The organism is Paenibacillus jamilae (genome assembly GCF_050482105.1).
In the GTDB taxonomy this organism is placed as follows: Bacteria; Bacillota; Bacilli; order Paenibacillales; family Paenibacillaceae; genus Paenibacillus; species Paenibacillus jamilae_B.
This window is the reverse complement of sequence record NZ_JBCNHI010000033.1, coordinates 60974-84633: the sequence shown is the minus strand read 5'-3', so window position 1 is coordinate 84633 and position 23660 is coordinate 60974. Positions and strand designations below refer to the sequence as shown.

Here is a 23660-nt window from a genome sequence, read left to right as displayed (position 1 = left end):
AAGCCGCCTAATCAATCTGTCCGGTATACTGCGTGAAACAAATATTATTTCTAGGAAAGTGGGAGGAACAAATTATGCAAACAACTTTTAGAATTACGGATGAAGACGGTATCCATGCACGTCCTGCAACTGCGCTGGTAAATACAGCTAACAAATTCAGCGGTGCTGAATCTTTTGCCGAAGCTAACGGTAAAAAAGTAACTTTGAAATCCATTCTGGGTGTATTGTCCCTGGGTCTGGAACAAGGGGATACTATTAACATCATCTGCGAAGGCGCTGAAGCTGCTGAAGCATTGAAAGCTCTTGAAAATGTAATCGTTAACGAAGGGCTGGGCGAAGTTCATGCTTAAAATTTCCGGGATTGCCGCTTCGGCAGGCATAGCCATTGCCCGGGCGTTTATCTTGGAGCATCCGAATTACGCTGTAGAGAGACGCGCGGTTGGTGATGTTGAAGCTGAAATCGCAAGATTGGATGCAGCTTTGGCAGAATCTCAAACCGAATTGGAATCGATTAAGGAGAAAACACTTCGTGAGCTGGGTGAGAAAAAAGCAGAAATTTTTGCATCTCACCTGTTGATCCTGAATGATCCTGAATTGATCGATCCGGTTAAAGCTAAAATCAGAGACGAGCAGCTCAATGCTGACTATGCTTTGAATGAAGTGGCTACACAGTTTGTTTCCATGTTTGAGAACATGAAAAGTGCATATTTGCAAGAACGCGCATCGGACATGCGTGATGTAACCAAACGGGTGCTTAATCACCTGCTTGGTGTTCATTTTGTCAGCCCTGCAGAAATTGCCGAAGAAACGATTGTACTTGCAGAAGATTTGACACCTTCCGACACAGCTCAGCTGAACCGTGAATTTGTCAAAGGCTTTGCAACCAACATCGGCGGACGCACTTCGCACTCGGCTATTATGGCTCGTTCACTAGAAATTCCTGCTGTTGTAGGAACAAAAAATATATTGTCTCAAGCTAAAAGCGGCGATTTGATTATTGTCGATGGTCTGGACGGTCACGTATTCGTGAATCCTACCGAAGAAATCGTTGCGGAATACCGCGCTAAACAGGTGGCATATGACAAGCAACGCGAAGAGTGGCGTAAGCTGCGTGGCGAAGCTACAGTTTCCGTTGATGGTGTCCATGTCGAACTGGCAGCCAATATTGGTACACCTAACGATGTAGCTGGTGTTCTGGATAACGGTGGTGAAGGCGTTGGCTTGTACCGTACAGAGTTCTTGTACATGGGACGCGACAAGCTCCCATCCGAAGATGTACAGTACACAGCTTACAAAACGGTTCTGGAAAGAATGGAAGGTAAACCGGTTGTAGTCCGTACTTTGGACATCGGCGGAGATAAAGAACTTCCTTATCTGGACCTGCCGAAAGAAATGAATCCGTTCCTCGGATTCCGTGCTATTCGTCTGTGTCTAGATCGCCAGGATATTTTCCGCACTCAATTGCGTGCTTTGTTGCGTGCAAGTGTACACGGTAACCTGCGCATTATGTTCCCAATGATTGCTACGCTGAACGAATTCCGTGAAGCTAAAGCTGTTTTGTTGGAGGAAAAAGAAAAGTTGGTAGCCGAGGGTGTATCCGTATCTGAAGAAATTCAGCTGGGCATCATGGTAGAAATTCCTTCTACAGCGGTATTGGCTGACCAATTCGCAAAAGAAGTAGATTTCTTCAGTATCGGTACTAACGATCTGATTCAATATACAATGGCAGCGGATCGTATGAACGAACGGGTTTCTTACCTGTATCAACCATATAACCCATCCATTTTGCGTCTGGTGAAAATGGTTATTGATGCCGCTCACCGTGAAGGACGTTGGGTTGGTATGTGCGGTGAAATGGCAGGAGACACAACAGCAATTCCGTTGCTGCTGGGTCTGGGACTGGATGAGTTCAGCATGAGCGCAACTTCCATTCTGCCAGCACGCAGTCAAATTTCCAAGTTGTCCCGTGCGGACATGGAGAAATTGGCTACAAAAGCTCTGGATATGCAAACAGCTGAACAGGTTGTTGAATTGGTTCAAAGCATCGAAGCATAAGGAAGGGTATCACATTTTCAAAGGTTATATCTTTTTCCAACAAAAATTGCTGTATACATACAGCAGCCGGTATCTCAACAGATACCGGCTTTTTTGTATGCTTTGGATTGTTGGGTTTGAATTTCTCCTTAACTACATGTGCAATTCAGCACAGGCTTACGGGCTGCAGTGGTTTCATCCAGGCGTGTGACTGGAGTAGTATAGGGTGCATTGAGTACCAGCTCAGGGTTTTCCTCGGCTTCGCGTGCAATCTGAATCATAGTGTCGACAAAAGCATCCAGCGTCTCTTTGCTTTCCGTCTCCGTCGGCTCGATCATGATGCATTCCTCTACATTCAGTGGAAAATAAATGGTAGGCGGATGGTAACCGAAATCAAGCAATCGTTTGGCTACATCCAGCGTGCGCACTCCAAATTTCTTCAAGCCTCGACCCGACATGACGAATTCGTGTTTACAATGCCCAGGATAAGGCAGGTCAAAATGCGGAGCCAGCCGATGCATCATGTAGTTGGCATTGAGTACAGCGCATTCGGACACCCGCTTCAAGCCATCAGGACCGTAGCTGCGGATATAGGCATAGGCTCGGACGAGAATGCCGAAGTTTCCGTAAAAGGCTTTGACCCGCCCAATAGAATCTCCCTGCTCCCGATCCCAGTGGTACATCCCCTGCGGGTCACGTACGACAAGCGGCTTAGGCAAATAGGGAATCAGCCGCTGCTTTACGCCAACGGGTCCAGCACCGGGACCGCCTCCACCGTGCGGGGTGCTCATCGTTTTGTGCAAATTGAGATGTACCACATCGAAGCCCATATCGCCGGGACGGGTAATCCCCATGATGGCGTTGGAGTTGGCCCCGTCATAGTAGAGCAGACCGCCTGCCTCGTGCACGATCGCGGCAATGTCAATAATTTGCTTCTCGAACAGGCCCAGCGTGTTCGGATTGGTCAGCATGAGCGCGGCGGTATCGTTGCCTACGGCTTGGCGGAGCGCGTCCAGATCCACCAACCCCTCAGGGGTAGAGGGAAGGGTGATTGTTTCGAAGCCCGCAACAGTTGCACTGGCGGGGTTCGTTCCGTGCGAGGAATCCGGCACGAGCACCTTGGTACGCCGCTCACCACGTGCTTCGTGGTACGAGCGGATCATCATCAGCCCGGTCCATTCGCCATGGGCGCCAGCAGCGGGCTGAAGCGTGACGGCATCCATGCCGGTTAATGCAGCCAGATCGTTTTGGAGCGTATGCAGTAGCTCCATAGCACCTTGGATGCTACCCTCCGGCTGATATGGATGGATTTTAGCGAAGCCTGTGTACCGGGCGACATCCTCATTCACCTTCGGATTGTATTTCATCGTACAGGAACCAAGCGGATAAAATCCATTATCGACGCCGAAATTGCGCTGGGACAGCGCTGTGTAATGGCGAATTACATCTACTTCATATACCTCGGGTAATGCCGCGGGCTCACTGCGCAGGGCATAATCTGGCAAAAGCTCTGTCACCGGGCGACGAGAAACATCGCACTCGGGAAGGGAATAAGCGATGCGACCCGGACGGCTCAATTCAAAAATGAGCGCTTGATCGTGCTCCTTCAACTGCTCTTGTTTCTGGTCCTGTCCGGTGTGTGTCATAGCAATCCCTCCAAGGTGTGTACAAATTGGTCGATCTCTTTTTTGGTTCTTTGCTCCGTCACGGCAATCAGCATATGACCAGCGAGTTCCGGATAGTCCCGACCCAGATCATAGCCTGCGATAAATCCGGCAGCTAGTGCATTATCCTGGAGTTTGCTTATATCTGTGCCTTCGGGCAGTCTAAGGGCAAACTCGTTAAAGGTCGGTGCATGAAACGAAGCAGTAACGCCTTTCAAGCTCAGCAATTGCTCTAATGCATAGCGGCTTTTATGCAAATTCAGCTCGGCTACTTCCTGGATACCCTGTTTTCCCATGACGGACAAGTACACCGATGCAGATAAAGCAAGCAACGCTTGATTGGAGCAAATGTTAGAAGTAGCTTTTTCGCGGCGGATATGCTGTTCTCGCGCTTGCAGGGTCAGCACGAAGCCGCGTTTGCCGTTGCGGTCTGTGGTCTGGCCTACAATACGTCCAGGGATACGGCGCATATGCGCCTGAGAAACGGCAAAGTAACCGCAGGTTGGACCGCCGAGGGAGGACGAGATCCCGAGCGGCTGCGCGTCTCCTACAACAATATCTGCGCCCTGCTTGCCAGGCGCCTCCAGCAAGCCAAGTGCCAGTGGATTGGCACTGGCGACCAAAAGACCTTGATGCGCATGGATGAGGTCTGCCATCGGCTTCAGATTTTCCACGGCTCCAAAAAAGTTGGGGCTTTGGATCAAGACAGCCGCCGTCTGTTCCGATACCGCTGCGGTCAGCGCATCGACATCCGTTACGCCGTCCGAACAGCCGATCTCCACGATATCCAAATCCAATCCGCGTGCATAGGCTGCCAATACCTGACGAGCCTCTGGATGGACAGACCTTGATACGATAAGCTGTTTACGGCGTGTGGCTGCGGCGGCCAGTGAGCCCGCTTCTGCCAGAGCTGTTGCTCCATCGTACATGCTGGCATTAGCTACAGCCATGCCTGTCAATTCGCAAATATACGACTGGAATTCGAAAATGGCTTGCAGCTCGCCTTGGCTTACTTCCGGCTGATAGGGGGTGTAGGCTGTGTAAAATTCGGAACGTGAGGTGATGTGCTGGATCACAGACGGGATATGATGATCATAAATACCTGCACCAAGAAAGCTGACATGTGTGTCTGTATTGGCGTTGTGTCCAGCCAGCTCGGCCAAGTGGCGAGTTAAGGCTCTTTCATCGAGCCGAGAGGAAAGAGGGAGTTCCCCCTGGTATCGAATAGCCTCTGGAATGTCACTAAATAGCTCATCAATGGATGATACGCCCACCACACGCAGCATTTCGGTTTGATCTTGCTGGGTCATGGGGAGGTAGCGATGCTGCTTCATAGGTTCTGGCTCCTTTCGAAAAGCAAAATGTAAATAGTAAATTAGCTAATACATAACCGTAATTGGAAAATCCAGAATTTCGTATCTGACATGATCGTTTTTTGAAATGAAGAGGATTGAGGATCAGCGTGGCCGTTTATAAAAGGGCGCTGCGACCACCTCAGCACGCAGGCGTTTTCCACGAATTTCGACCTCTAGCGGTGTAGATAGGGTGCTAAAACGACTGTCCACCAGGGCCAGCCCCAGATTGCGCTTTAAGGTGGGCGATTGGGTGCCCGTTGTGACCTCACCGATGCGTTGGCCTTCTGCGAATACCGGATAATGAGCGCGCGGGATGCCGCGATCAATCATTTCCAGCCCAATCAACTTGCGAGGAATTCCTTGTTCTTTCTGACGTTGCAGTGCTTCCCTGCCGATAAAATCTCCTTTGTTCAGCTTGACGAAGAAACCTAAACCAGCCTCAAGTGGTGAAATTGTGGCAGATAACTCCTGGCCGTACAGCGGCAGCCGTGCCTCAAAGCGCAGTGTATCGCGGGCACCAAGCCCAGCGGGGATCAGCCCATACGATTCACCGCAACGAAGCAAACCATCCCATACGACGGGTGCTTCCTTAGCAGGTATATAAAATTCAAAACCGTCTTCACCGGTATATCCGGTTCGGGAGACGAGTGCTTGTGCCCCGAACAATTGCACATTCTCATGGAATCGGAAAGATGCCAGATTTGTAATATCTACATCTGTTACGGCCGCGGCAATATGTGCTGCTTCCGGTCCTTGTAATGCCAGCAATGCGATCGCATCAGACACATTTTCCATATGAACCGATGCAGGTACGTGGCGAATGAGCCAATCCCAATCTTTGTCGATGTTGGAGGCATTCACAACGAGCATGTAGCGCTCTGGTCCTTTGCAGTATACAAGCAAGTCGTCCACTACGCCTCCATCGGGGTAACACAGGAGTGAATATTGTGCCTGGCCCGGTTCCAGTTGGCTGACATCATTCGTGGTCACCTGTTGCAAAAAAGCCTCAGCTTCTTTGCCTTTAACCAAGAACTCGCCCATATGCGATACATCGAATAAACCTGCACGTTGTCGGACGGCCTCATGCTCCTTTTGAATGCCACTAAACTGAACGGGGAGTTCCCACCCGCCAAAGTCAATACAACGAACCCCGGGCTGCGTCCCGTAGGACGAATATAGTGGTGTTCTTCGCAAATTAGACATTTTTCCACTCCTATCCAGTGTAATCGGCTAAACAAAAAAGACAGGCTGAAAAACGTATAGACGGCAGTCCATACTCTTTTTTCAGCTCTGTCCTTGATACCAGAAAGTTACCCCGGTGTGTACCAGGTTTCCCCTTGGGTGATCCGCTCTAAAACGCGAATGCTCTCCAGAGATGCGTCCGGCAGAGGTCCTTTTGCCTGAGAGATTCACATGCAATGCAAGTTTACTCCTTCGGCGCTACCTTTTGGATCAACGGTATGTTACCCGGTTTTGCAGATAACAACTTGATCCGATTTGCGTGCATAACTGTCTCCCAAACGACAACAGCTATGCAAATCTTTTGGGTAGTCTCTCCCTCCGCGTTCATCCGCGTTTGCAGTTGTCGAGGTATTTTCAAAAGTATTTGCTATAACCCATTAATACGCAAATCCATTCAAAATGTCAATAAAAATGTCATATAAAACAATTGAAAAAACAATTAATGTATAAATAAGGATATGTAAGCGTTTGTTGCAAGTTGTTATTTTTTTATAGACTACGTTAGATGAGATGATATGAAGTATTTTTGTTAGTATTATTGACATGAGTGTTCTTGTTGTCATAATCTTAACCTGTCTAATACAGGTGATCAAAAGCATTTTATTCATGTGAAAAGTGAGGCGAAGGCAGGATGAGTGAAGTGAAACAGCAACTGTGGTATACAGACGAACATGAGTGGGTTCAGCACACAGCGGATGGGACGTTGCGGATCGGCATAACAGACTTTGCACAGCATCAATTAGGGGATATTGTTTTTGTGGAATTACCTGGGGCGGGAACAACGATTGGACAGGGGGCGGAAATCGGTACAATTGAATCGGTGAAGACTGTGTCCGATCTTTTTGCTCCGGTGACGGGAACTGTTTTGAAAGTGAATGAAGCTCTGGAAAGCACACCTGAGCTGGTGAATGAGTCTCCCTATGAAAAGGGCTGGATGATCGAAGTAGAGATGAGCAATGATGTCGAGGAGGCTTTGGAGAAGCTGCTGTCTGCGGAGCAGTACGAGAAGTTAATTTCGGATGAGCAATAATAAGCAATGCAGTATAAAACAATAGCGCTTTATTCTAATTTTTTTAATGGATATTGAATTGAATAGGAGCATCGTTAGTCCGCTCGGTTTTTGTATAAAATAGTCGCTATGATCTGACATAGCGGCTTTTTTTGTTGTTTTTAAGGAGACGTAATTACGTTGTTTGATCGGTTTTAGAAGAGAGTTCTACTACAACGTTGTGCAGATTGGCAGCAATGTTTTTTCGACTAATTTCTATTGTTATCGGTCATATTAAGAAGAATTATGCAGGTATAATACGTTGTTCGTTATTTTAAATTTAAATGTTGTCATCAACGTTCATGACGAAAGTACGTTTTCATTTCGTTGATGAAGATAGCGCTGTCATTTAGTATGAATTTTAAGAAAAGGTAGTGATGCTAGTTACTCACAAGGAGGATATGAATATGAGCACAGTGGACACAAAGTCCAGTTCAAGCGGTGGCGCTCGTGTCGCCGTACAGCGTTTTGGCCGTTTTCTCAGCGGTATGGTTATGCCCAATATGGGAGCCTTTATTGCGTGGGGATTAATTACAGCACTTTTTATTCCGACCGGGTGGTTCCCGAATGAGGGGTTTGCACAACTGGTTGACCCGATGAAAAATTATTTGCTGCCGCTGTTGATCGGTTACACGGGAGGCACAATGATTCACGGACAGCGTGGAGGTGTGATCGGTGCCATTATGACGATGGGTGTCATTGTGGGGGCCGATATCCCGATGTTCCTGGGCGCGATGGTAGCTGGACCGCTGGCTGCATGGATATTGAAGAAATTCGATAAGGCCATTGAAGGCAAAGTCAGATCAGGTTTTGAAATGCTGGTCAATAATTTCTCGGCCGGGATTATCGGTGCCATTCTAGCACTACTAGCCCATGTGGCGATCGGCCCGGTCGTACAAATCATCAGCCAGGTGTTGTCGGCAGGGGTACAGTTTCTCGTGAATGCAGGGCTCTTGCCGCTTGTCAATCTCATTATTGAGCCCGGAAAAGTGCTATTTCTCAATAACGCATTGAATCACGGAGTATTGAGTCCGATTGCGCTGGAGGAAGCTTCAAGAACAGGAAAGTCCGTTTTGTTCATGCTTGAATCCAATCCGGGGCCGGGGCTCGGTATTTTGCTAGCCTATTGCCTGTTCGGTAAAGGCTCTGCGAAGTCGTCTGCTCCCGGTGCAGTCATCATTCATTTTTTCGGCGGGATTCATGAAATTTATTTCCCTTACATTTTGATGAAGCCGATTTTGATTCTTGCTGCTATAGCAGGCGGCGTTGTGGGAACCTTCTGTTTTATGTTGACAGGTGCCGGACTGGTTGCTGCTCCTTCGCCGGGCAGTATCATTGCTTATTTCCTGATGACACCAAAAGGCGGATATTTACCGATGCTGAGCGGTGTGATCGCTGCTGCGGTCGTATCCTTTGCTGTAGCCGCAGTATTGCTCAAGACAGGTAAGCATAAGGAAGAGGGGCTGGAGGAAGCCGCATCCCGTCTGAAAGATATGAAAAATCAAAGCAAGGGTGCAAGTGCTAACGCCACAGTAATGGAAGATAACCATGCATCAGATCGTGCTGCTGAGATTGCCACAGATCGAATGCTCAAGGATAAATCCGAAGTGAACAAAATTGTCTTTTCCTGTGATGCAGGTATGGGTTCAAGTGCCATGGGAGCCTCAATTTTACGCAAAAAAATGAAACAGGCGGGCGTAGACGTTACGGTAACGAATACGGCAATCAGTGAAATTCCACAGGATGCGGACATTGTCATTACGCAAAAAACGTTGACAGACCGGGCTAAAACGGTAGCTCCGAATGCTGAACACATTTCCATTGACAATTTTCTGAAGAGTCCTGAATACGAAGCGCTGGTTGGACGGCTGAAATCCGATTCTTAATCCCTATAAAGTCAGGCCGTTTGTGTTTGTGTACAGTTTATATTTCCAGCTGAAAGGGAAGAGAGCATGGGAAGGAACGGTATGCGCTTATGAATATTACGAAACGACAATCTGACATCGTGGAGTATCTTCTGGAGCAGCCCCAAGAGGTTACAGCCGGGGAAATTGCCGAGAAGATCAATGTCAGCACAAGGACGGTCCATCGGGAACTTGGCGCAGTCGAGTGTTGGTTGGCGGCTCATGAGGTAAAGCTGGAGAAAAAATCAGGGATCGGTATCTATGTGGATGCCGCCCCGACCCAGCTTGCAAGTCTGCGGGAGCAATTGCTGCATACGAAGTCAGACGATTACTCGGCTGAGGAAAGAAAGATTGTAGTTCTGTGCATGCTGCTGGATACACAGGAGCCGATCAAGCTACTGGCGCTGGCGTCGGATTTGAAAGTCACAGTAACTACAGTCAGTCATGATCTGGACGAATTACAGGGCTGGATCGGAGATCGAGGGCTCGTGCTTGTACGCAGGCGAGGATACGGTGTCGAGATTACAGGACGGGAGATAGACAAAAGACGGACGATTTCTGAGCTGGCTCTCGAACATTTGGATGAATCGGATCTGTTTTCCGGCCGAGAGGAGCTTCGTCCCGTGACACGTGTCACTGAAAAGTTGCTTGAGATGATTGGCAGAGGGAATCTGCTAACCGTGGAAAATGCCCTCTGGCAGCCTCATGATCAATGGATGAAAAACATGGTGGAAAGCAAATATATGGAACTACTGATTCAAATTTGCGTTTCGCTGACGCGTCTGCGACTTGGGTACGTTGTGGATCATCGTCTCTCGTATTCGAAAACAGATTCGCAGGAGAATATCATGCTGCGCACAGCTATGGTGGAACGAATATGCACAGAATTGTCAGCAGCGCTGGACATTGACTTTCCAAATTCAGAACGATGTTATTTCGGGCTACTGTTCCGTGATGCTGAGGATCATTCCACTCGTCTGCTGCCACTGGATGATCTTGTACTGCTGGAGTCGGTTCACGAGTTGATTCGTCGTGTGGAGGCAGAGACAGGCACACCATTGGCAGAAGACCGCGTTTTGCGTGAAGGATTGATTGCCCATATGGCTCCGGTGCTCAAACGCTTGAGGGAAGGGCGGTCTATCCGTAACCCGCTCCTCCAGCAAATCCGCAAGGATTACGGAAGTTTATTCGACTCGGTCAAAAAGGCTGCGGCGGATATGACAGAAATGGAAGTACCGGATGAAGAGATCGGATTTCTGGTCATGCATTTTGGCGCTTCGCTGGAACGGCTGAGACAGTTGCAACGGGAGGTGCGGGCGATTGTCGTCTGCACAAGCGGGATTGGGTCCTCCAGACTTCTGGCAACAAGACTGGCCAAGGAGCTGCCACAGATCAAAATTGTGGATAGGGCCTCGTGGTACGAGGCGACGCGGATTCCCAAGGAGGATTATGATCTGATCATTTCGACAGTAGAGCTGCCGCTTGAACCGGATCGGTATCTCAAAATCAGCCCGCTGCTGACGCAAGAGGAGAGTGACCGTCTGCGTCATTTTATCCAGCATATTACACTCAATCAACTTCATGACCAACCTCAGGTACAGGCTATTTTGCCTGGCCAGGGCATGGAGTGGCTTACCGGTCTACGGAAAAGCCTTGAGGAGATTGTGCACATTGTACAGCAATTTCAAGTGTATCCGCTGGAAAACCAAGGATTGGATATGCCAGCTACTATAGAGGCTATATGCATGTTGGAGGCAGGGCGGGGCAATGTCACAGAGCCTTCTGTTGTTGCTGAACAACTTATAGAAAGAGAGCGTCAAGGTAGTCAGGTGATTTCTGATACCTCCGTTGCTTTAATTCATACGCGTAGTCCCTATATTCGCCAGCCTTCGCTGACCTTGTATAGGTTGGCTGAGCCGCTGCTGGCGGATGTAGACGAACAGGTAGAATGCGTTCTGCTGATGTTGGGACCTCGTGAGTTGCCGAAAGAAAGCTTGGAGGTATTGAGCGAGATTAGTGCATTACTGTTGCAGGAAGACATGATTACGCTGCTGGAACATGGTAGCAGGGATCAGATTGCCAATTATATATCCAGTGAGCTGGCTGAATTTTTTCACAGTAAATTAGGGACAGGGAGGAACCTACCGTGAGTATTATGACGATAGACAAAATAAAAATGAACGCAACCGCCAAAGACAAATATGAGGCGATTCGTATGGCAGGTCAAATCCTGCTGGATGCAGGCCATATTACAACTGAGTACATTGACAAGATGCTTGAACGCGAGGAGATCGTATCCACCTATATCGGAAACGGGCTGGCTATTCCACATGGTACCAAGGAGTCCAAGACGCTTGTTCAATCCACAGGCATCTCCATCGTTCAGTTCCCGCAAGGCGTAGATTTCGGGGAAGAAAAAGCATACATGGTGATCGGCATTGCAGCCCAAGGCGGCGATCATATGGAGATTTTGACGAGTATCGCTGTGGTATGTGCGGAGGAAGAAAATATGGACAAACTTCGCAACGCGGCGACCCCGCAAGACATTATTGATCTGTTCGAAAGCGAGCTGGAGCTATGAGAGCCGTTCACTTTGGAGCAGGAAATATAGGTCGCGGCTTTATTGGGCTGATTCTGTCGCGTGCAGGCTATGAGGTTGTCTTTTCAGATGTCAACGAGACCCTTGTATCCGAGTTACGACGCCGCAAGCAATATACGGTAGAGTTGGCGAATGATACAAAGGATATGGAGACGGTGACGAATGTAACCGCGATTGATGGCAAAGATGCATCCGCTGTAGCGGATGCGGTAGACCATGCTGATCTGGTAACGACCGCGGTAGGTGTCAGCATTCTCAGACATATTGCAGCAGGCATTGCCGAGGGGATCGCACGGCGAGTAGAGCGAGGGGCAGGCCCGCTGCATGTCATCGCTTGTGAAAATGCAATCGGAGGCAGCGCCCAACTGAAAGAGCATGTTTTTGCACTACTGGATGAGGCGACTCGTGCCAAGGCGGAGGTTTTGGTATATTTCCCCAATGCTGCGGTAGACCGGATTGTGCCGATCCAGCATCATGAGGACCCTTTGCATGTGCAGGTAGAACCTTTTTACGAGTGGGTTGTGGATCGCTCGCAAATGGCTCCTGACCATGAGGAAATCGAAGGCATTCTTTATGTGCAGGATCTGGAGCCTTATATTGAACGCAAGCTGTTCACGGTGAATACGGGGCATTGCGTGGCGGCCTATATTGGTTATATCGCAGGTTATGCCACGATTCAGGAGGCCATGAAGGATAAGAAGTTGGTGGATTCGATCCAAGGGGCGCTGGAGGAAACAGGGGCGGTGCTTGTAAGGCGTTTCGGTTTCAACCAAGGGGAGCATAAGAAGTACATCGCTAAGATTCTGGATCGCTTTCGCAATCCTAATCTGACAGACGAGGTTACTCGGGTCGGGCGTTCACCGCTGCGCAAGCTGTCTCCCAACGACCGTCTCGTACGTCCCGCGCTGCAAGCACAGGAGTATGGCATCCCGACCAAACACCTGGCGTTAGGAATGGCTGCTACCTGTAAATTTGATATTACGGAAGACCCCGAAGCGGTTGAGCTTCAACAGGTGATTCGCAGCCAAGGGGTGAGTGTAGCGCTGACACGTTATACGTCCATACCTGCAGATGACCCGTTACATCGGCAGGTATTGGAGCAATATGATATTATAAGTTCGTAAAACAACGTAATAACACGCACTTATTTCGATTATCCTCTTGAAGACAAAACATCTATATGAGCACGAAAGTGTTCTGTAGAGTTGAACTTCAAGAGGATTTTTATCTGCGTGATTTACATCACATAACAACCTGACTAAATTATATATATTGATAATGATTATCATTATCTATAAAATAATCATTAACATTATATATATTAGGGGGATTATAGTGAAACCGATTTATATTACCTTAGGGTTTTTATTTTTGGCGCTGGGAGTGATTGGCGTAGTGGTGCCGTTGCTGCCGACTACACCGTTTCTGCTGCTGGCAACCTTTTTCTTTATGCGGGGGTCTGAAAGGATTCATCAGTGGTTTTCGAATACATCTTTGTACCATAAGTATCTGGAAAGTTTTGTACAAACCAGGTCGTTGAAGCTGTCTACAAAAATTACGTCATTGGGCTTGGCGTCAGCTATGCTGATTACAGGCTTTATCTTTACGCCCATTATGTGGGGGAAGATACTCATCGTTTTGGTCATCCTGTTCAAATATTATTATTTTATATTCCGAGTCGGAACGGTGAGAGGAACTGAGGTGGAAATTCCGTCTTCACCTGAAGCCGCCCTTACTCCAAAAAAAAGGTCTAAAATGGTCGACAGTCGTCTGCTGGGCTTGGTGGAGCATTCTCGAAAATATATCATCCTGGGTGTGCTCGTACAGTGGGTCGGCCTTTTAGGGAGTATAGCTGCTGTTTTGTCTATGACCTTTGTGATGCAGCAAGCATGGGAAGGACAAGTGAATCGCCAGTTGATTATATCCATGACGGTCATTGTTATTACTGCTATTGCCGTTCGCTTTCTGAGTAATTATGCAGCCAGTATGTTGTCTTATCGGGCTTCAATAAATGCTAAAAAAACGCTGCGCTCACAGATTTACAGTAAGCTGCTAAAGCTGGGACCCTCTTATACGGATCATACCTCCACCTCGGGGGTTATTCAGGTTGCTGTAGAAGGAGTAGAGCAGCTTGAAACCTATTTTGGCAGATACATGCCTCAGCTATTTTATAGTCTGCTTGCACCTGTAACGTTGTTTCTCACCCTCTCTTTTGTCAGCTTCAAAGCGGCTATTATTCTATTGATCTGCGTTCCCTTTATCCCAGTGTCCATTATTGTCATTATGAGAATGGCTAAAAAGCTGTTTCGGAAATATTGGGGCAGCTATGTCAATTTGGGCCACAGCTTTTTGGAAAACGTACAAGGTCTGACTACGCTTAAAATTTACGGGACAGATCAGGATAAACATCAGGAGATGAACACAGCAGCTGAGGATTTTCGCAAAATGACAATGAAAGTCCTGACCATGCAGTTAAACTCCGTGGCTGTCATGGATCTTATCGCATTTGGTGGGGCCGCCGCAGGTGTGCTGGTCGCGGTTAGCGAATATTCTTCGGGTCACATTGGTTTGGCGGGAGCGCTCATCATTGTGTTGCTGTCGGCAGAGTTTTTCATCCCGCTGCGTCTGCTCGGTTCCTACTTTCATATTGCTATGAACGGAATGGCAGCAAGTGACAAAATATTCGAAATGTTGAGTACAGAGGATCTTGTACAAGGACAACAAAGCATAGCAGCCACAGACATTCGATTGGAACGGATAAATTTTGCTTACGACGAAAGAGATACCCTGCGTAATATATCCATGGACATTCCTCAAGGCAGCTTCGTTTCCATTGTTGGAGAATCAGGCTCAGGTAAAAGTACGGTAGCCGGATTGATCGTTGGACATCATGAGGGTTATCAAGGAAGCCTGACGATCGGAGGAACCGAACTGACCTCTATTTCGGAAGAAAGCCGTATGCGTCATATGACCTGGATCGGTTTTAACAGCTATATTTTTAAAGGCACCGTAGAAACGAATTTGAGAATGGGCAATGAGCACGCGGATGAGCAGCAAATGCTGGAGGCGTTGCGGCAAGTGAAGCTGTATGATTTCATTCTCTCCGAGGGAGGATTGGAGGCAGAGATAGAGGAGCAGGGAGCGAATCTGTCAGGAGGACAGCGCCAACGGCTAGCACTGGCCAGAGCATTGCTGCACGACAGTCATGTATATATTTTTGATGAGGCTACTTCTAACATTGACGTTGAGAGTGAGGAAGGAATCATGGAGGTCATACATGCACTGGCAGGTCAAAAAACAGTGATTCTCATCTCTCATAGACTGGAAAATGTAATTCAATCCGACTGTATTTATGTGCTGCAAAATGGTTTGGTGGCAGAATCCGGAACACATCAGGAGCTGTTGAGCCAGCAAGGACATTATGCGGAGATGTATCTCAGTCAGCATAGGATGGAACAGTTTGTAAAAGGGGGTGCTGTATATGCGTAGACACGGTTTATGGATCATGGGTCAATTGTTGGTCTTGGCGAGACCTCTTTTACCTGTACTGCTCATCACGATTGTTACAGGAGTGCTTGGCTTTGTTTGTGCTATTGGCATTATTGTGTATGGGGCGCTTGCCCTACTGGCAGCAACGGGCATCACGACAGGCTACAGCATGACTTTTTTGCTGGCTGCCATCGTGCTTTGTGCTATATTGCGCGGCGTATTTCGTTATGGCGAGCAAATGAGTGGTCATTATCTCGCTTTCAAACTGCTGGCTGTGCTGCGTGACAAGGTACTTCAAGCCTTGCGCAGATTGGCTCCAGCCAAGCTCGAAGGCAAGGATAAAGGGAATCTGATTTCGCTTATTACAAGTGATATTGAGCTGCTGGAAGTATTTTATGCGCATACGATAGCCCCTGTTATGATCGGTGTTATCACTTCACTGCTCATGGTATTGTATATAGGCTCTTATGAGCCTCTGCTAGGCGGGATTGCTGCGCTTGCTTACACAACCGTCGGTTTGTTCATTCCGCTGCTTACGTCGCGTATGGGCAAACGTCAGGGAATGGAATACCGAAGTAGCTTCGGCCAACTGAGCAGTTATTTTTTGGACAGCCTACGCGGGATGAAGGAAATTGTGCAATATGGGCAAGGGGAACAACGATTGAATGAGATTAATCGTCGTACAGATCAGTTGGATGCCAAGCAGAAGGACTTGAAGCATCATGAAGGCATCACAAGAGCGGTCACAGATGCGGCTGTAGTCGGATTTTCATTACTGATGCTGCTAGCTGGATTGTATGGCATGTCTAAAGGACAGATGGATTTTACAAGTATGCTGATTTCAGTCATTGCCCTGTTTAGTTCATTTGGTCCGGTGGTTGCGCTGAGCAATTTGTCCAACAATTTACTTCAAACGCTGGCAAGCGGGGAGCGAGTGCTAAGTCTGCTGGAGGAGACCCCAGAGGTAGAAGAAAATAGGGATGGAATGACCGTTGGCTTTACTGGAGCGCGGGTAGACAAGGTGACTTTTGCATACGATGGTCAAACGGTGCTGAATGATGTAAGTCTCACGATTCCGCACAAGCGAATTGTAGGGATTCAGGGGAAAAGCGGCTCCGGTAAGTCAACGCTGCTGAAGTTGCTGATGCGATTCAGAGACCCGCAACAAGGTGGAATTTTGCTATCTGAGCATGATTTGAAGGACATTGAGACCCGACATTTGAGAAGCTTGCAGAGTTATGTCGATCAGCATACGTTCCTGTTTGATGATTCCATTGCAGCTAATATCAAAATCGGAAAGCCTGATGCGACACATGAACAGGTTGTAGAAGCAGCCCGCAAGGCATCCGTACACGATTTTATTATGACATTGCCTCAAGGATATGACAGCAGAGTCGGAGAGCTGGGAGACAGGCTGTCAGGTGGAGAACGTCAGCGCTTGGGGCTGGCCAGAGCCTTTGTCCATGATGCGCCTCTCTTCCTGCTGGACGAACCTACCAGCAATCTGGACAGTCTAAATGAAGCAATTATTTTAAAATCGTTAAAAGAACAGCAACAGGATAAAACGATTATTCTTGTTTCGCATCGAAGCTCTACCATGCGGATAGCTGACGATATGTTTCAAATGGATAACCGCCGGCTCTCCTGAACGTGATGAAGGCTGGGAAATAAATGTGATGCTTTGGAGGCAAAAGCTGTAGCCTGTTCATCGTTTTGTCATAAAATGGAGTGTGCGTGTTGAAATGAGAGCGTCATCCTTATTTAAATCATCCAGCTTTTCAAGCTTGTCTTATTTTGATAGCCTATGAGGTAAGGATTTTGCAAATCCTGAGGTATATTGACAAGTCATAAACATCATAAATGATGGATGAACAGAGGCTATAAGCCGATGTATAGAAATGGGTGGTGAACAGGAATGACTGATTTCAATCAGCTCAAGGGACTTGAGCACACAGCATATCCCATATATGAAGGCTATGATTTGGGTCTTACTTATACGCCTGCGGGCAGCAAATTTAAGGTATGGGCACCGACTGCACAGCAGGTTCATATCGCGTTGTATACCGACGCAGGGGTGTACGATCAGGAAGGAATCGTTCAGGAGCACGGCGGGGGTCAGGAATTTCTCATGAATCGTGATGGTCACGGAGTATGGTCTATAGAGCTGGAAGGCGACTGGAACAGATATTATTACATGTACAGGCTGGAGTGGGCGGACCACAGCATTCATTATGCTACCGATCCATATGCCAGAGCGGTATCAGCCAACGGGCAACGTACGGCTATCATTGATTTGGATCGAACGAACCCGGATGGATGGGAACAGGATGAGGGCCCCGTACTTGAGCGTACGACAGATGCTATTATCTATGAGCTTCATGTGCGTGATTTTTCGATGGACCCCGATTTTAATACGGGTATAAAAGATTTATCTACTGCTCAGGGGCGGTTTGCAGCTTTTACGTATACGGGATTAATGGATTCCGAGGGTAACAGTGTCGGACTGGATCATTTGCTGGAGCTGGGCATTACACATGTTCATTTGCTTCCAGTGGCTGACTTTCATACGGTGAATGACTTTTCGGAATTAGGAACTGAATATAACTGGGGGTATGATCCGCAGCACTATAATGTGCCGGAGGGGTCTTACTCTTCTAATCCGGCTGACCCGCAGACGCGTATACGAGAGCTGAAACGGCTGGTACAGTCTCTGCATACTGCCGGCATCGGTGTCATTATGGACGTCGTGTACAATCATACGTATTCAGTGGAAAAAGGTCCGTTTGAGCCGGTTGTACCAGGATATTATTACCGTACGGATAAGCAAGGGAAGCTCACCAATGGATCAGGTGTTGGTAATGAGCTGGCAACCGAACGTCCGATGGTGCGCAAGTATATCAAGGATTCTCTACGCTATTGGGCAGAGGAATATCACATAGACGGCTTCCGGTTTGATTTAATGGCGTTGATTGATACACCGACTGTAGAGCAGCTTACCCGAGAGCTTCGCGCTGAAATACGTCCCGATCTGCTGATCTATGGTGAGCCTTGGACGGGAGGAGAGTCTCCCCAGCCTTTGCTTACATTAAAAGGAACGCAGCGGGATAAAGGCTTTGCTGTCTTTAACGACAATTACCGCTCTGCTATTAAGGGAGATAGCGACGGTACAGGGAGCGGATTTGCCACAGGAGCAGAAAATCAGGAGGAACGGGTACTTCAAGGTACTTTTGGAGCTATTTATGATTTTACAGCTCAGCCATCAGAGGCTATCAATTATGTAACGGCTCACGATAATCTCAATCTGTGGGATAAAATTTTGACAGTGAGACATGTGCGGGACAACTGTCGTTTCCCCCAATGGGAGCAGGGGAACCCTCAAGACGGAAGGACAGCAGAGCAAGCCGTAGCAGAAGCAGACCCGTATCATGAGCTGGATGAAAACAACCTGCTAGAGGACGAAAACGTACGCAAGTCCCTGTTGGCTAACGGCATGATCCTGACATCGCAAGGCATTCCTTTTATCCATGCAGGAGATGAACTGCTGCGCTCCAAATATGGAGACCATAACAGCTACCGAAGCCCTGATGTGGTGAACGCCATTCGTTGGAATAACAAGGCGAGGTTTCGTCCTGTGTTTGATTACTACCAGGGCTTAATTGCTTTGCGACGTAGTCATCCGGCATTCCGTATGGATCGACGTGAACTGGTGGAGCAGCATATGGAAGTCCTGCAAAGCAGTGGACATGTGGTCGCTTTTGCTTTGAGACACCATGCTAACGGCGATGCCTGGAATCATATTGTGGTGATTTATAACGGTTCGGATACAGAGCAGACCATATTATTGCCTGCGGAATCGGATCGTTGGCATGTAGTCGTGGATGCACACGGGGCCGGGAATGAGACACGCTATGAAGTGGTAGGCCATCGTGTGACTGTATCGCGCTGGTCGATGATGGTGTTGTATGATCAGGCTGGACCTCCCCAAGCCTCCTTTTTGACTGAGCAAGATCAAGCTAATGAGCAAGCGGATAACGAAACGAAGGGCTTGGATGAGGGGACGAATCAAGAGATTGCAGGTACAGCAATGACAGATACCGAGCTAGGAAACGATAGAGCGGTTATTCCGTTTCGTACGATTGAACTGATCTACGAGCGTGCAGACCGGCAATACTCAGGCTGGAATGTGTGGGTATGGGGCACCGGGCACCAGGACGGACATGTTGAATTTCACGATTGGGATAATGGTCGGGCAGTAGCACGTATTCGGGTGGCACCTGATGTACAGCGAATTGGCTACATTGTCCGCCTGAATCACTGGGATGCCAAGGATGTGGAGGCAGATCGATATATCGATGTAGACCCGACCCAGTCTGTGATGCAGGTATTGATTCATAGTGGCAGAGAGGAATATTTATTACTGGTTAATGATAACCGGGCGGGATAGACTTGTATGCCTGGTTGCCATATACACGAGAAAATAGCATTTTCGATCATTTCGAAAAATGCTATTTTTTATGCAAACGTGCGTCAATTTCAGAAAAAAGGGGTACAATAGATTTATGGACTTGTTTAGCTTTGCCAGCTTGCTGGCTTATATTCTGTAGTACAACTGGTAAACAAGCAAGATTCTTGGAGAAAGACATTAGTAAGGTAACCTAAGGAGGTTGTAATCATGAGTTCTAATGGAGGAAGTATTCAACTGACCGCCCAGCCGAGAACAGAGAAGAAGGGTTCGGCCATTCGTGGATTGAGGTTAAAAGGACGGATTCCAGCTGTGGTTTACGGCTCTGAGATTGAGGGTACTCCTGTACATGTTGATGCCAAGGAATTTAGTAAAGTCGTCAAAACTGGACGTTCAGAGGTATTTAACCTCACAGTAGAAGGCGGAGACACGATTCCAGTTATTATTAAAGACTATCAACAGCGTGACAACCAATGGTTGCATGCCGATTTTTTAAAGATTTCCAAAAACAAACCGCTTCGCGTACGTGTTTCTATTGATTATCAGGGTACACCTGTTGGCACCAAAACAGGCGGGATTCTGCAAATTCAAGAAACCGAAGTCGAAGTTGAAGGTTTGCCTTCGGACCTGCCTTCTACCATTGAAGTGGATGTATCCGCACTGGACATTGGTGACAAGCTGAGCGCAAGCGATTTGAAGCTTCCTAAAGGTGTGACGCTGCATGTTTCTGAAGAAGAGCTGTTGGCATCCGTGATCGTTCCGCGTGCAGTCGAGGTAGAGAATCCTGCGGTGGAAGGTGATGCAGCAGCAACTGAAGACGCTAAAGAGGCTTCCGAAAACAAGGAATCCTAATGTAGTGGTACATGAACGTCTGCCAATTTAATAAGATGATGTAAACTATAAGTCAACACCGCTCCCTGTTAGGGAGCGGTTTTTCTTTAAAGCACCACTATCATTCAATACGCGTTCTGATATGACGATATATATAGTATGGTATTTACATTTTTATTTTATAAATACCTAATATATCTCTAAGGAGCGCGTACACAATCATGGACAGAACGAATGAATTGTTGTGGCAAAGAAACAAATTAGTGATCATTATTTTTTGGATTATGGCTTTGAGTGGCATCGTCCCGGCATTATCTAATCCTTCGATGTGGGTATCTAATGGTGTAGGATTTGTAGTCGCGGCAGTTTTGACGATCCTGAATATAAAAAAGAAAGGCATTCGCTTTATTCCGTGGGTTATTACGTTTTTTAGCGTATTAATATGTATATTTTTGAACTTATCTAGTGTCGAGGTAATAACTACCATCTTAATTTGCTCTTTGTTGTTGCTCTACCCGTCTTACCGATATTTTTTGGTGGCTATGGCCTTAAATCTATGTAATATATTTATACAAATTACTATCGGTACGCCTGCAATTACGCCAGCTACCGGTTCTTTGCGTTATGTGCATGAGTTTATTATTGTATTGCTGATTGGGCTGCTATTGTTAGTGGTATCGGTGTTGAATCAAAAGCAGTTTAAGCTAACGGAAGAGCAAAATAAAAATATGGATGCCACAAGGCAACGTATTGAATTTCTGTTTGGGCAAGTTAGACAAGCTGTAGCTGGATTACATAACTTTACAGAGCGATTCAGGAATCAAGTAGATGCGACGGGCAACGTGACGAATGAAGTTGCCATCGGGTTTCAGGAGGTTGCCAAAGGGGTAGAAATGCAAGCTTCGAATATCACTGAGGTAACGGATAACTTGGCTCAGTCTGACCAGCACGTGCGCGAGGTTGCCGATCATTCCCGGGAATTGAAGCAACTCTCCGAAGATACGAAAAGTGCCGGGAGCAGAGGGAGCAGTCAATTGCTTGCATTAACGTCCCAAATTAAAGATTTGGGTCAGGTGATGAGTCGTACCAAAGAAGAACTGGATGAATTTAAAGTGCAGAGTGACAATATGTCTGCCATGCTTAAAGATATTACTCAAATCTCTAAGCAAACCAATTTGTTGTCCTTGAACGCATCCATTGAGGCTGCCAGAGCGGGAGAGCATGGAAAAGGATTTGCGATCGTGGCTGGAGAAGTGCGTAATTTGGCTGAAATGGTGGGGAACACCTCAGTGGCAATGGAGGGCATTTTGGACCAACTGAGAATACAGATGGATTCCGTAGTAAGCCAATTTGATATGGGACAGGAGAGACTGCAGCAAAGTATGGAGTCTGCACATTCGACCGAAATAGTACTGGAGGATATCCTGCAAAATGCCAATAAAGTATTGGTGCAGGCCGTGGAGGTGGAGTCCAGTACGAATAGTATGCAGCAATTTTCGTCTCAGGTCGTTCAAGAGATGATGGAATTTTCCAGTGTGACCGAACAAGCAAGTGCAGCGTCAGAACAAATATTGGCAGGAGTAGAGGAGCAGCGAAATATAACCTCCAATATGGTGGCGGGCTTTAGTGAACTGGAGGCATTAATTATCCAGTTGAAAGAACTGGTTCATGATCAGAATGAGGACAGCCGTTCTAGTCAAATCAGTAAAAGTAAATAATCGAGCAGTTTCGTCATTGGAATAGAGATCCGGGGTTTATCGCTAACAAGCGGTAGCCCCGGTTTTTTACTGCGTTTGGGAAGAAGGGAAATGAAGTGGAAAGTTTTAGAAGCTATAATTAGTTGGAAGTTGATGGTATAATTTGTGGCAGTTTAAATGCTTTATAACAGGGGGAAATGCCATGATAGTGGGAAAGCAGGCACCTAAATTAAAAGCTGGGGACGAGATACGCATTCTTTCGCCGTCCAGAAGTTTGTCTATCGTTTCTGAGGAAAATCGCCTGATTGCTCAGAGTAGACTGGAGGCGTTTGGGTTTAAAGTGAGCTTTTCACAGCATGTGCTGGAAAACGATGATTTTGCATCTTCTTCAATAGAGTCTAGAGTAGCTGACTTGCACGAAGCTTTTGTCGATCCAAAGGTAAAGGGCATCCTGACCTCAATTGGGGGGTATAATGCCAATCAGCTCCTTGCCCATCTGGATTATGATCTGATAGGTGGTCATCCTAAACGATTATGTGGATATTCGGATATTACGGCGTTAAGCCATGCGATTTATGCCAGAACAGGGCTTATCACGTATGCAGGACCTCACTTTTTGACGTTCGCTATGTTGCGAGGGAATGATTATACAACGACTTATTTCCAAAGGTTAATGTTGGAAGAGGGCAGCATTCAAATCCAATCTTCATCGGAGTGGAGTGACGATACTTGGTATCTGGATCAGGATAAAAGAAGCTTTCACCGCAATGCGGGGCCATATGTGATTCATGAAGGAGAAGCAGAGGGTACGATTGTGGGTGGAAACTTGTGTACTCTGAATTTGTTACAGGGCACCTCGTACATGCCAAGTCTAAAAGGAACCATAGTGTTTGTTGAGGATGATTACGAAAGCTCTCCCGCTACATTTGACCGGGATTTGCAATCATTGTTGCACCAGCCTGAATTTGATCAGGTTAAAGGAATCATCATAGGTCGATTTCAGAAGGCTTCGCGTATGACAGAAGAATTGCTGCGGCAAATCATTCGCTCGAAAAGAGAATTGGCCTCTATTCCCGTGATTGCAGATGCCGATTTTGGCCATACCACGCCGCAGTTTACATATCCGATTGGCGGGAAGGCGCTTATTCGCGCTCGTAATGGCGAGGTGGAGATTGAAATACGTGAATGATGATAGAGTGATAGAGAATTTATCGTACTGGGGGAGAAATTCCTGTGGAGCTTAAATATTTGTTAATCGGCGTGCTAAGCCTATGGGGTAGTGGAGTGATATATACCATGGAGCGGTATGAACGACGAACACCATAACATAATGTA

General features: G+C 47.3%; 16 protein-coding genes and 2 riboswitches. Of the genes, 13 read left to right on the top strand and 3 right to left on the bottom strand.

Going from position 1 to position 23660, the window contains the following annotated elements:
* Positions 1–74 precede the first annotated feature (74 nt).
* Both ABEW32_RS24875 and ptsP read left to right on the top strand, forming a co-directional pair.
* Entirely contained in the window at positions 75–350 is a 276-nt protein-coding gene (locus ABEW32_RS24875; protein WP_013372579.1) for an HPr family phosphocarrier protein, read from the top strand.
* A complete protein-coding gene (ptsP, locus tag ABEW32_RS24870) occupies positions 343–2055 on the top strand; it encodes a phosphoenolpyruvate--protein phosphotransferase (protein ID WP_430192784.1) in 1713 nt (570 codons plus the stop codon). The genes ABEW32_RS24875 and ptsP overlap by 8 nt, the downstream gene beginning before the upstream one ends.
* Positions 2056–2183: 128 nt before the next feature.
* Here ptsP and gcvPB read toward each other — a convergent pair whose 3' ends face one another.
* The 3 genes from gcvPB to gcvT form a co-directional block, all read right to left on the bottom strand.
* Positions 2184–3680, bottom strand: a complete 1497-nt coding sequence (gene gcvPB / locus ABEW32_RS24865; protein ID WP_430192782.1) for an aminomethyl-transferring glycine dehydrogenase subunit GcvPB — start codon at positions 3678–3680, stop codon at positions 2184–2186.
* On the bottom strand, positions 3677–5032 hold the full coding sequence (gene gcvPA / locus ABEW32_RS24860; RefSeq protein WP_430192780.1) for an aminomethyl-transferring glycine dehydrogenase subunit GcvPA: 1356 nt from the start codon (positions 5030–5032) through the stop codon (positions 3677–3679). Before gcvPA ends, gcvPB begins: the two co-directional genes overlap by 4 nt.
* Before the next feature lie 123 nt (positions 5033–5155).
* Positions 5156–6256, bottom strand: a complete 1101-nt coding sequence (gcvT, locus tag ABEW32_RS24855; protein WP_430192778.1) for a glycine cleavage system aminomethyltransferase GcvT — start codon at positions 6254–6256, stop codon at positions 5156–5158.
* A gap of 77 nt (positions 6257–6333) precedes the next feature.
* Positions 6334–6431, bottom strand: a riboswitch (glycine riboswitch).
* A riboswitch (glycine riboswitch) is annotated at positions 6432–6531 on the bottom strand.
* 395 nt (positions 6532–6926) lie between these two features.
* Between gcvT and gcvH the strand changes: the two genes are divergently transcribed.
* The 11 genes from gcvH (at position 6927) to ABEW32_RS24800 (ending at position 23514) form a co-directional block, all read left to right on the top strand.
* On the top strand, positions 6927–7325 hold the full coding sequence (gcvH, locus tag ABEW32_RS24850) for a glycine cleavage system protein GcvH (protein WP_430192776.1): 399 nt from the start codon (positions 6927–6929) through the stop codon (positions 7323–7325).
* Between the two features lie 425 nt (positions 7326–7750).
* On the top strand, positions 7751–9229 hold the full coding sequence (locus ABEW32_RS24845; RefSeq protein ID WP_430192774.1) for a PTS mannitol transporter subunit IIBC: 1479 nt from the start codon (positions 7751–7753) through the stop codon (positions 9227–9229).
* Positions 9230–9318: 89 nt separating this feature from the next.
* The gene (locus ABEW32_RS24840) at positions 9319–11397 is read left to right on the top strand and encodes a BglG family transcription antiterminator (RefSeq protein ID WP_430192772.1); all 2079 of its coding nucleotides are present in this window, start codon (positions 9319–9321) and stop codon (positions 11395–11397) included.
* Positions 11394–11828 carry a PTS mannitol transporter subunit IIA gene (locus ABEW32_RS24835; RefSeq protein ID WP_430192770.1) on the top strand — a complete coding sequence of 145 codons (435 nt, stop codon included), beginning with the start codon at positions 11394–11396 and terminating at the stop codon, positions 11826–11828. The genes ABEW32_RS24840 and ABEW32_RS24835 overlap by 4 nt, the downstream gene beginning before the upstream one ends.
* Complete coding sequence (locus tag ABEW32_RS24830) at positions 11825–12970, top strand: mannitol-1-phosphate 5-dehydrogenase (RefSeq protein WP_430192768.1); 1146 nt, start codon at positions 11825–11827, stop codon at positions 12968–12970. Before ABEW32_RS24835 ends, ABEW32_RS24830 begins: the two co-directional genes overlap by 4 nt.
* Positions 12971–13181: 211 nt before the next feature.
* On the top strand, positions 13182–15335 hold the full coding sequence (locus tag ABEW32_RS24825; protein ID WP_430192766.1) for a DUF454 family protein: 2154 nt from the start codon (positions 13182–13184) through the stop codon (positions 15333–15335).
* Positions 15328–16983, top strand: coding sequence for a thiol reductant ABC exporter subunit CydC (gene cydC / locus ABEW32_RS24820; protein ID WP_430192764.1), 1656 nt, complete (start codon positions 15328–15330; stop codon positions 16981–16983). Before ABEW32_RS24825 ends, cydC begins: the two co-directional genes overlap by 8 nt.
* Before the next feature lie 267 nt (positions 16984–17250).
* Complete coding sequence (pulA, locus tag ABEW32_RS24815) at positions 17251–19779, top strand: type I pullulanase (protein WP_430192762.1); 2529 nt, start codon at positions 17251–17253, stop codon at positions 19777–19779.
* Between the two features lie 228 nt (positions 19780–20007).
* A complete protein-coding gene (locus ABEW32_RS24810) occupies positions 20008–20649 on the top strand; it encodes a 50S ribosomal protein L25 (protein WP_430192760.1) in 642 nt (213 codons plus the stop codon).
* Positions 20650–20849: 200 nt separating this feature from the next.
* On the top strand, positions 20850–22346 hold the full coding sequence (locus tag ABEW32_RS24805; RefSeq protein ID WP_430192758.1) for a methyl-accepting chemotaxis protein: 1497 nt from the start codon (positions 20850–20852) through the stop codon (positions 22344–22346).
* Between the two features lie 181 nt (positions 22347–22527).
* Entirely contained in the window at positions 22528–23514 is a 987-nt protein-coding gene (locus tag ABEW32_RS24800) for a S66 family peptidase (RefSeq protein WP_430192756.1), read from the top strand.
* Positions 23515–23660 lie beyond the last annotated feature (146 nt).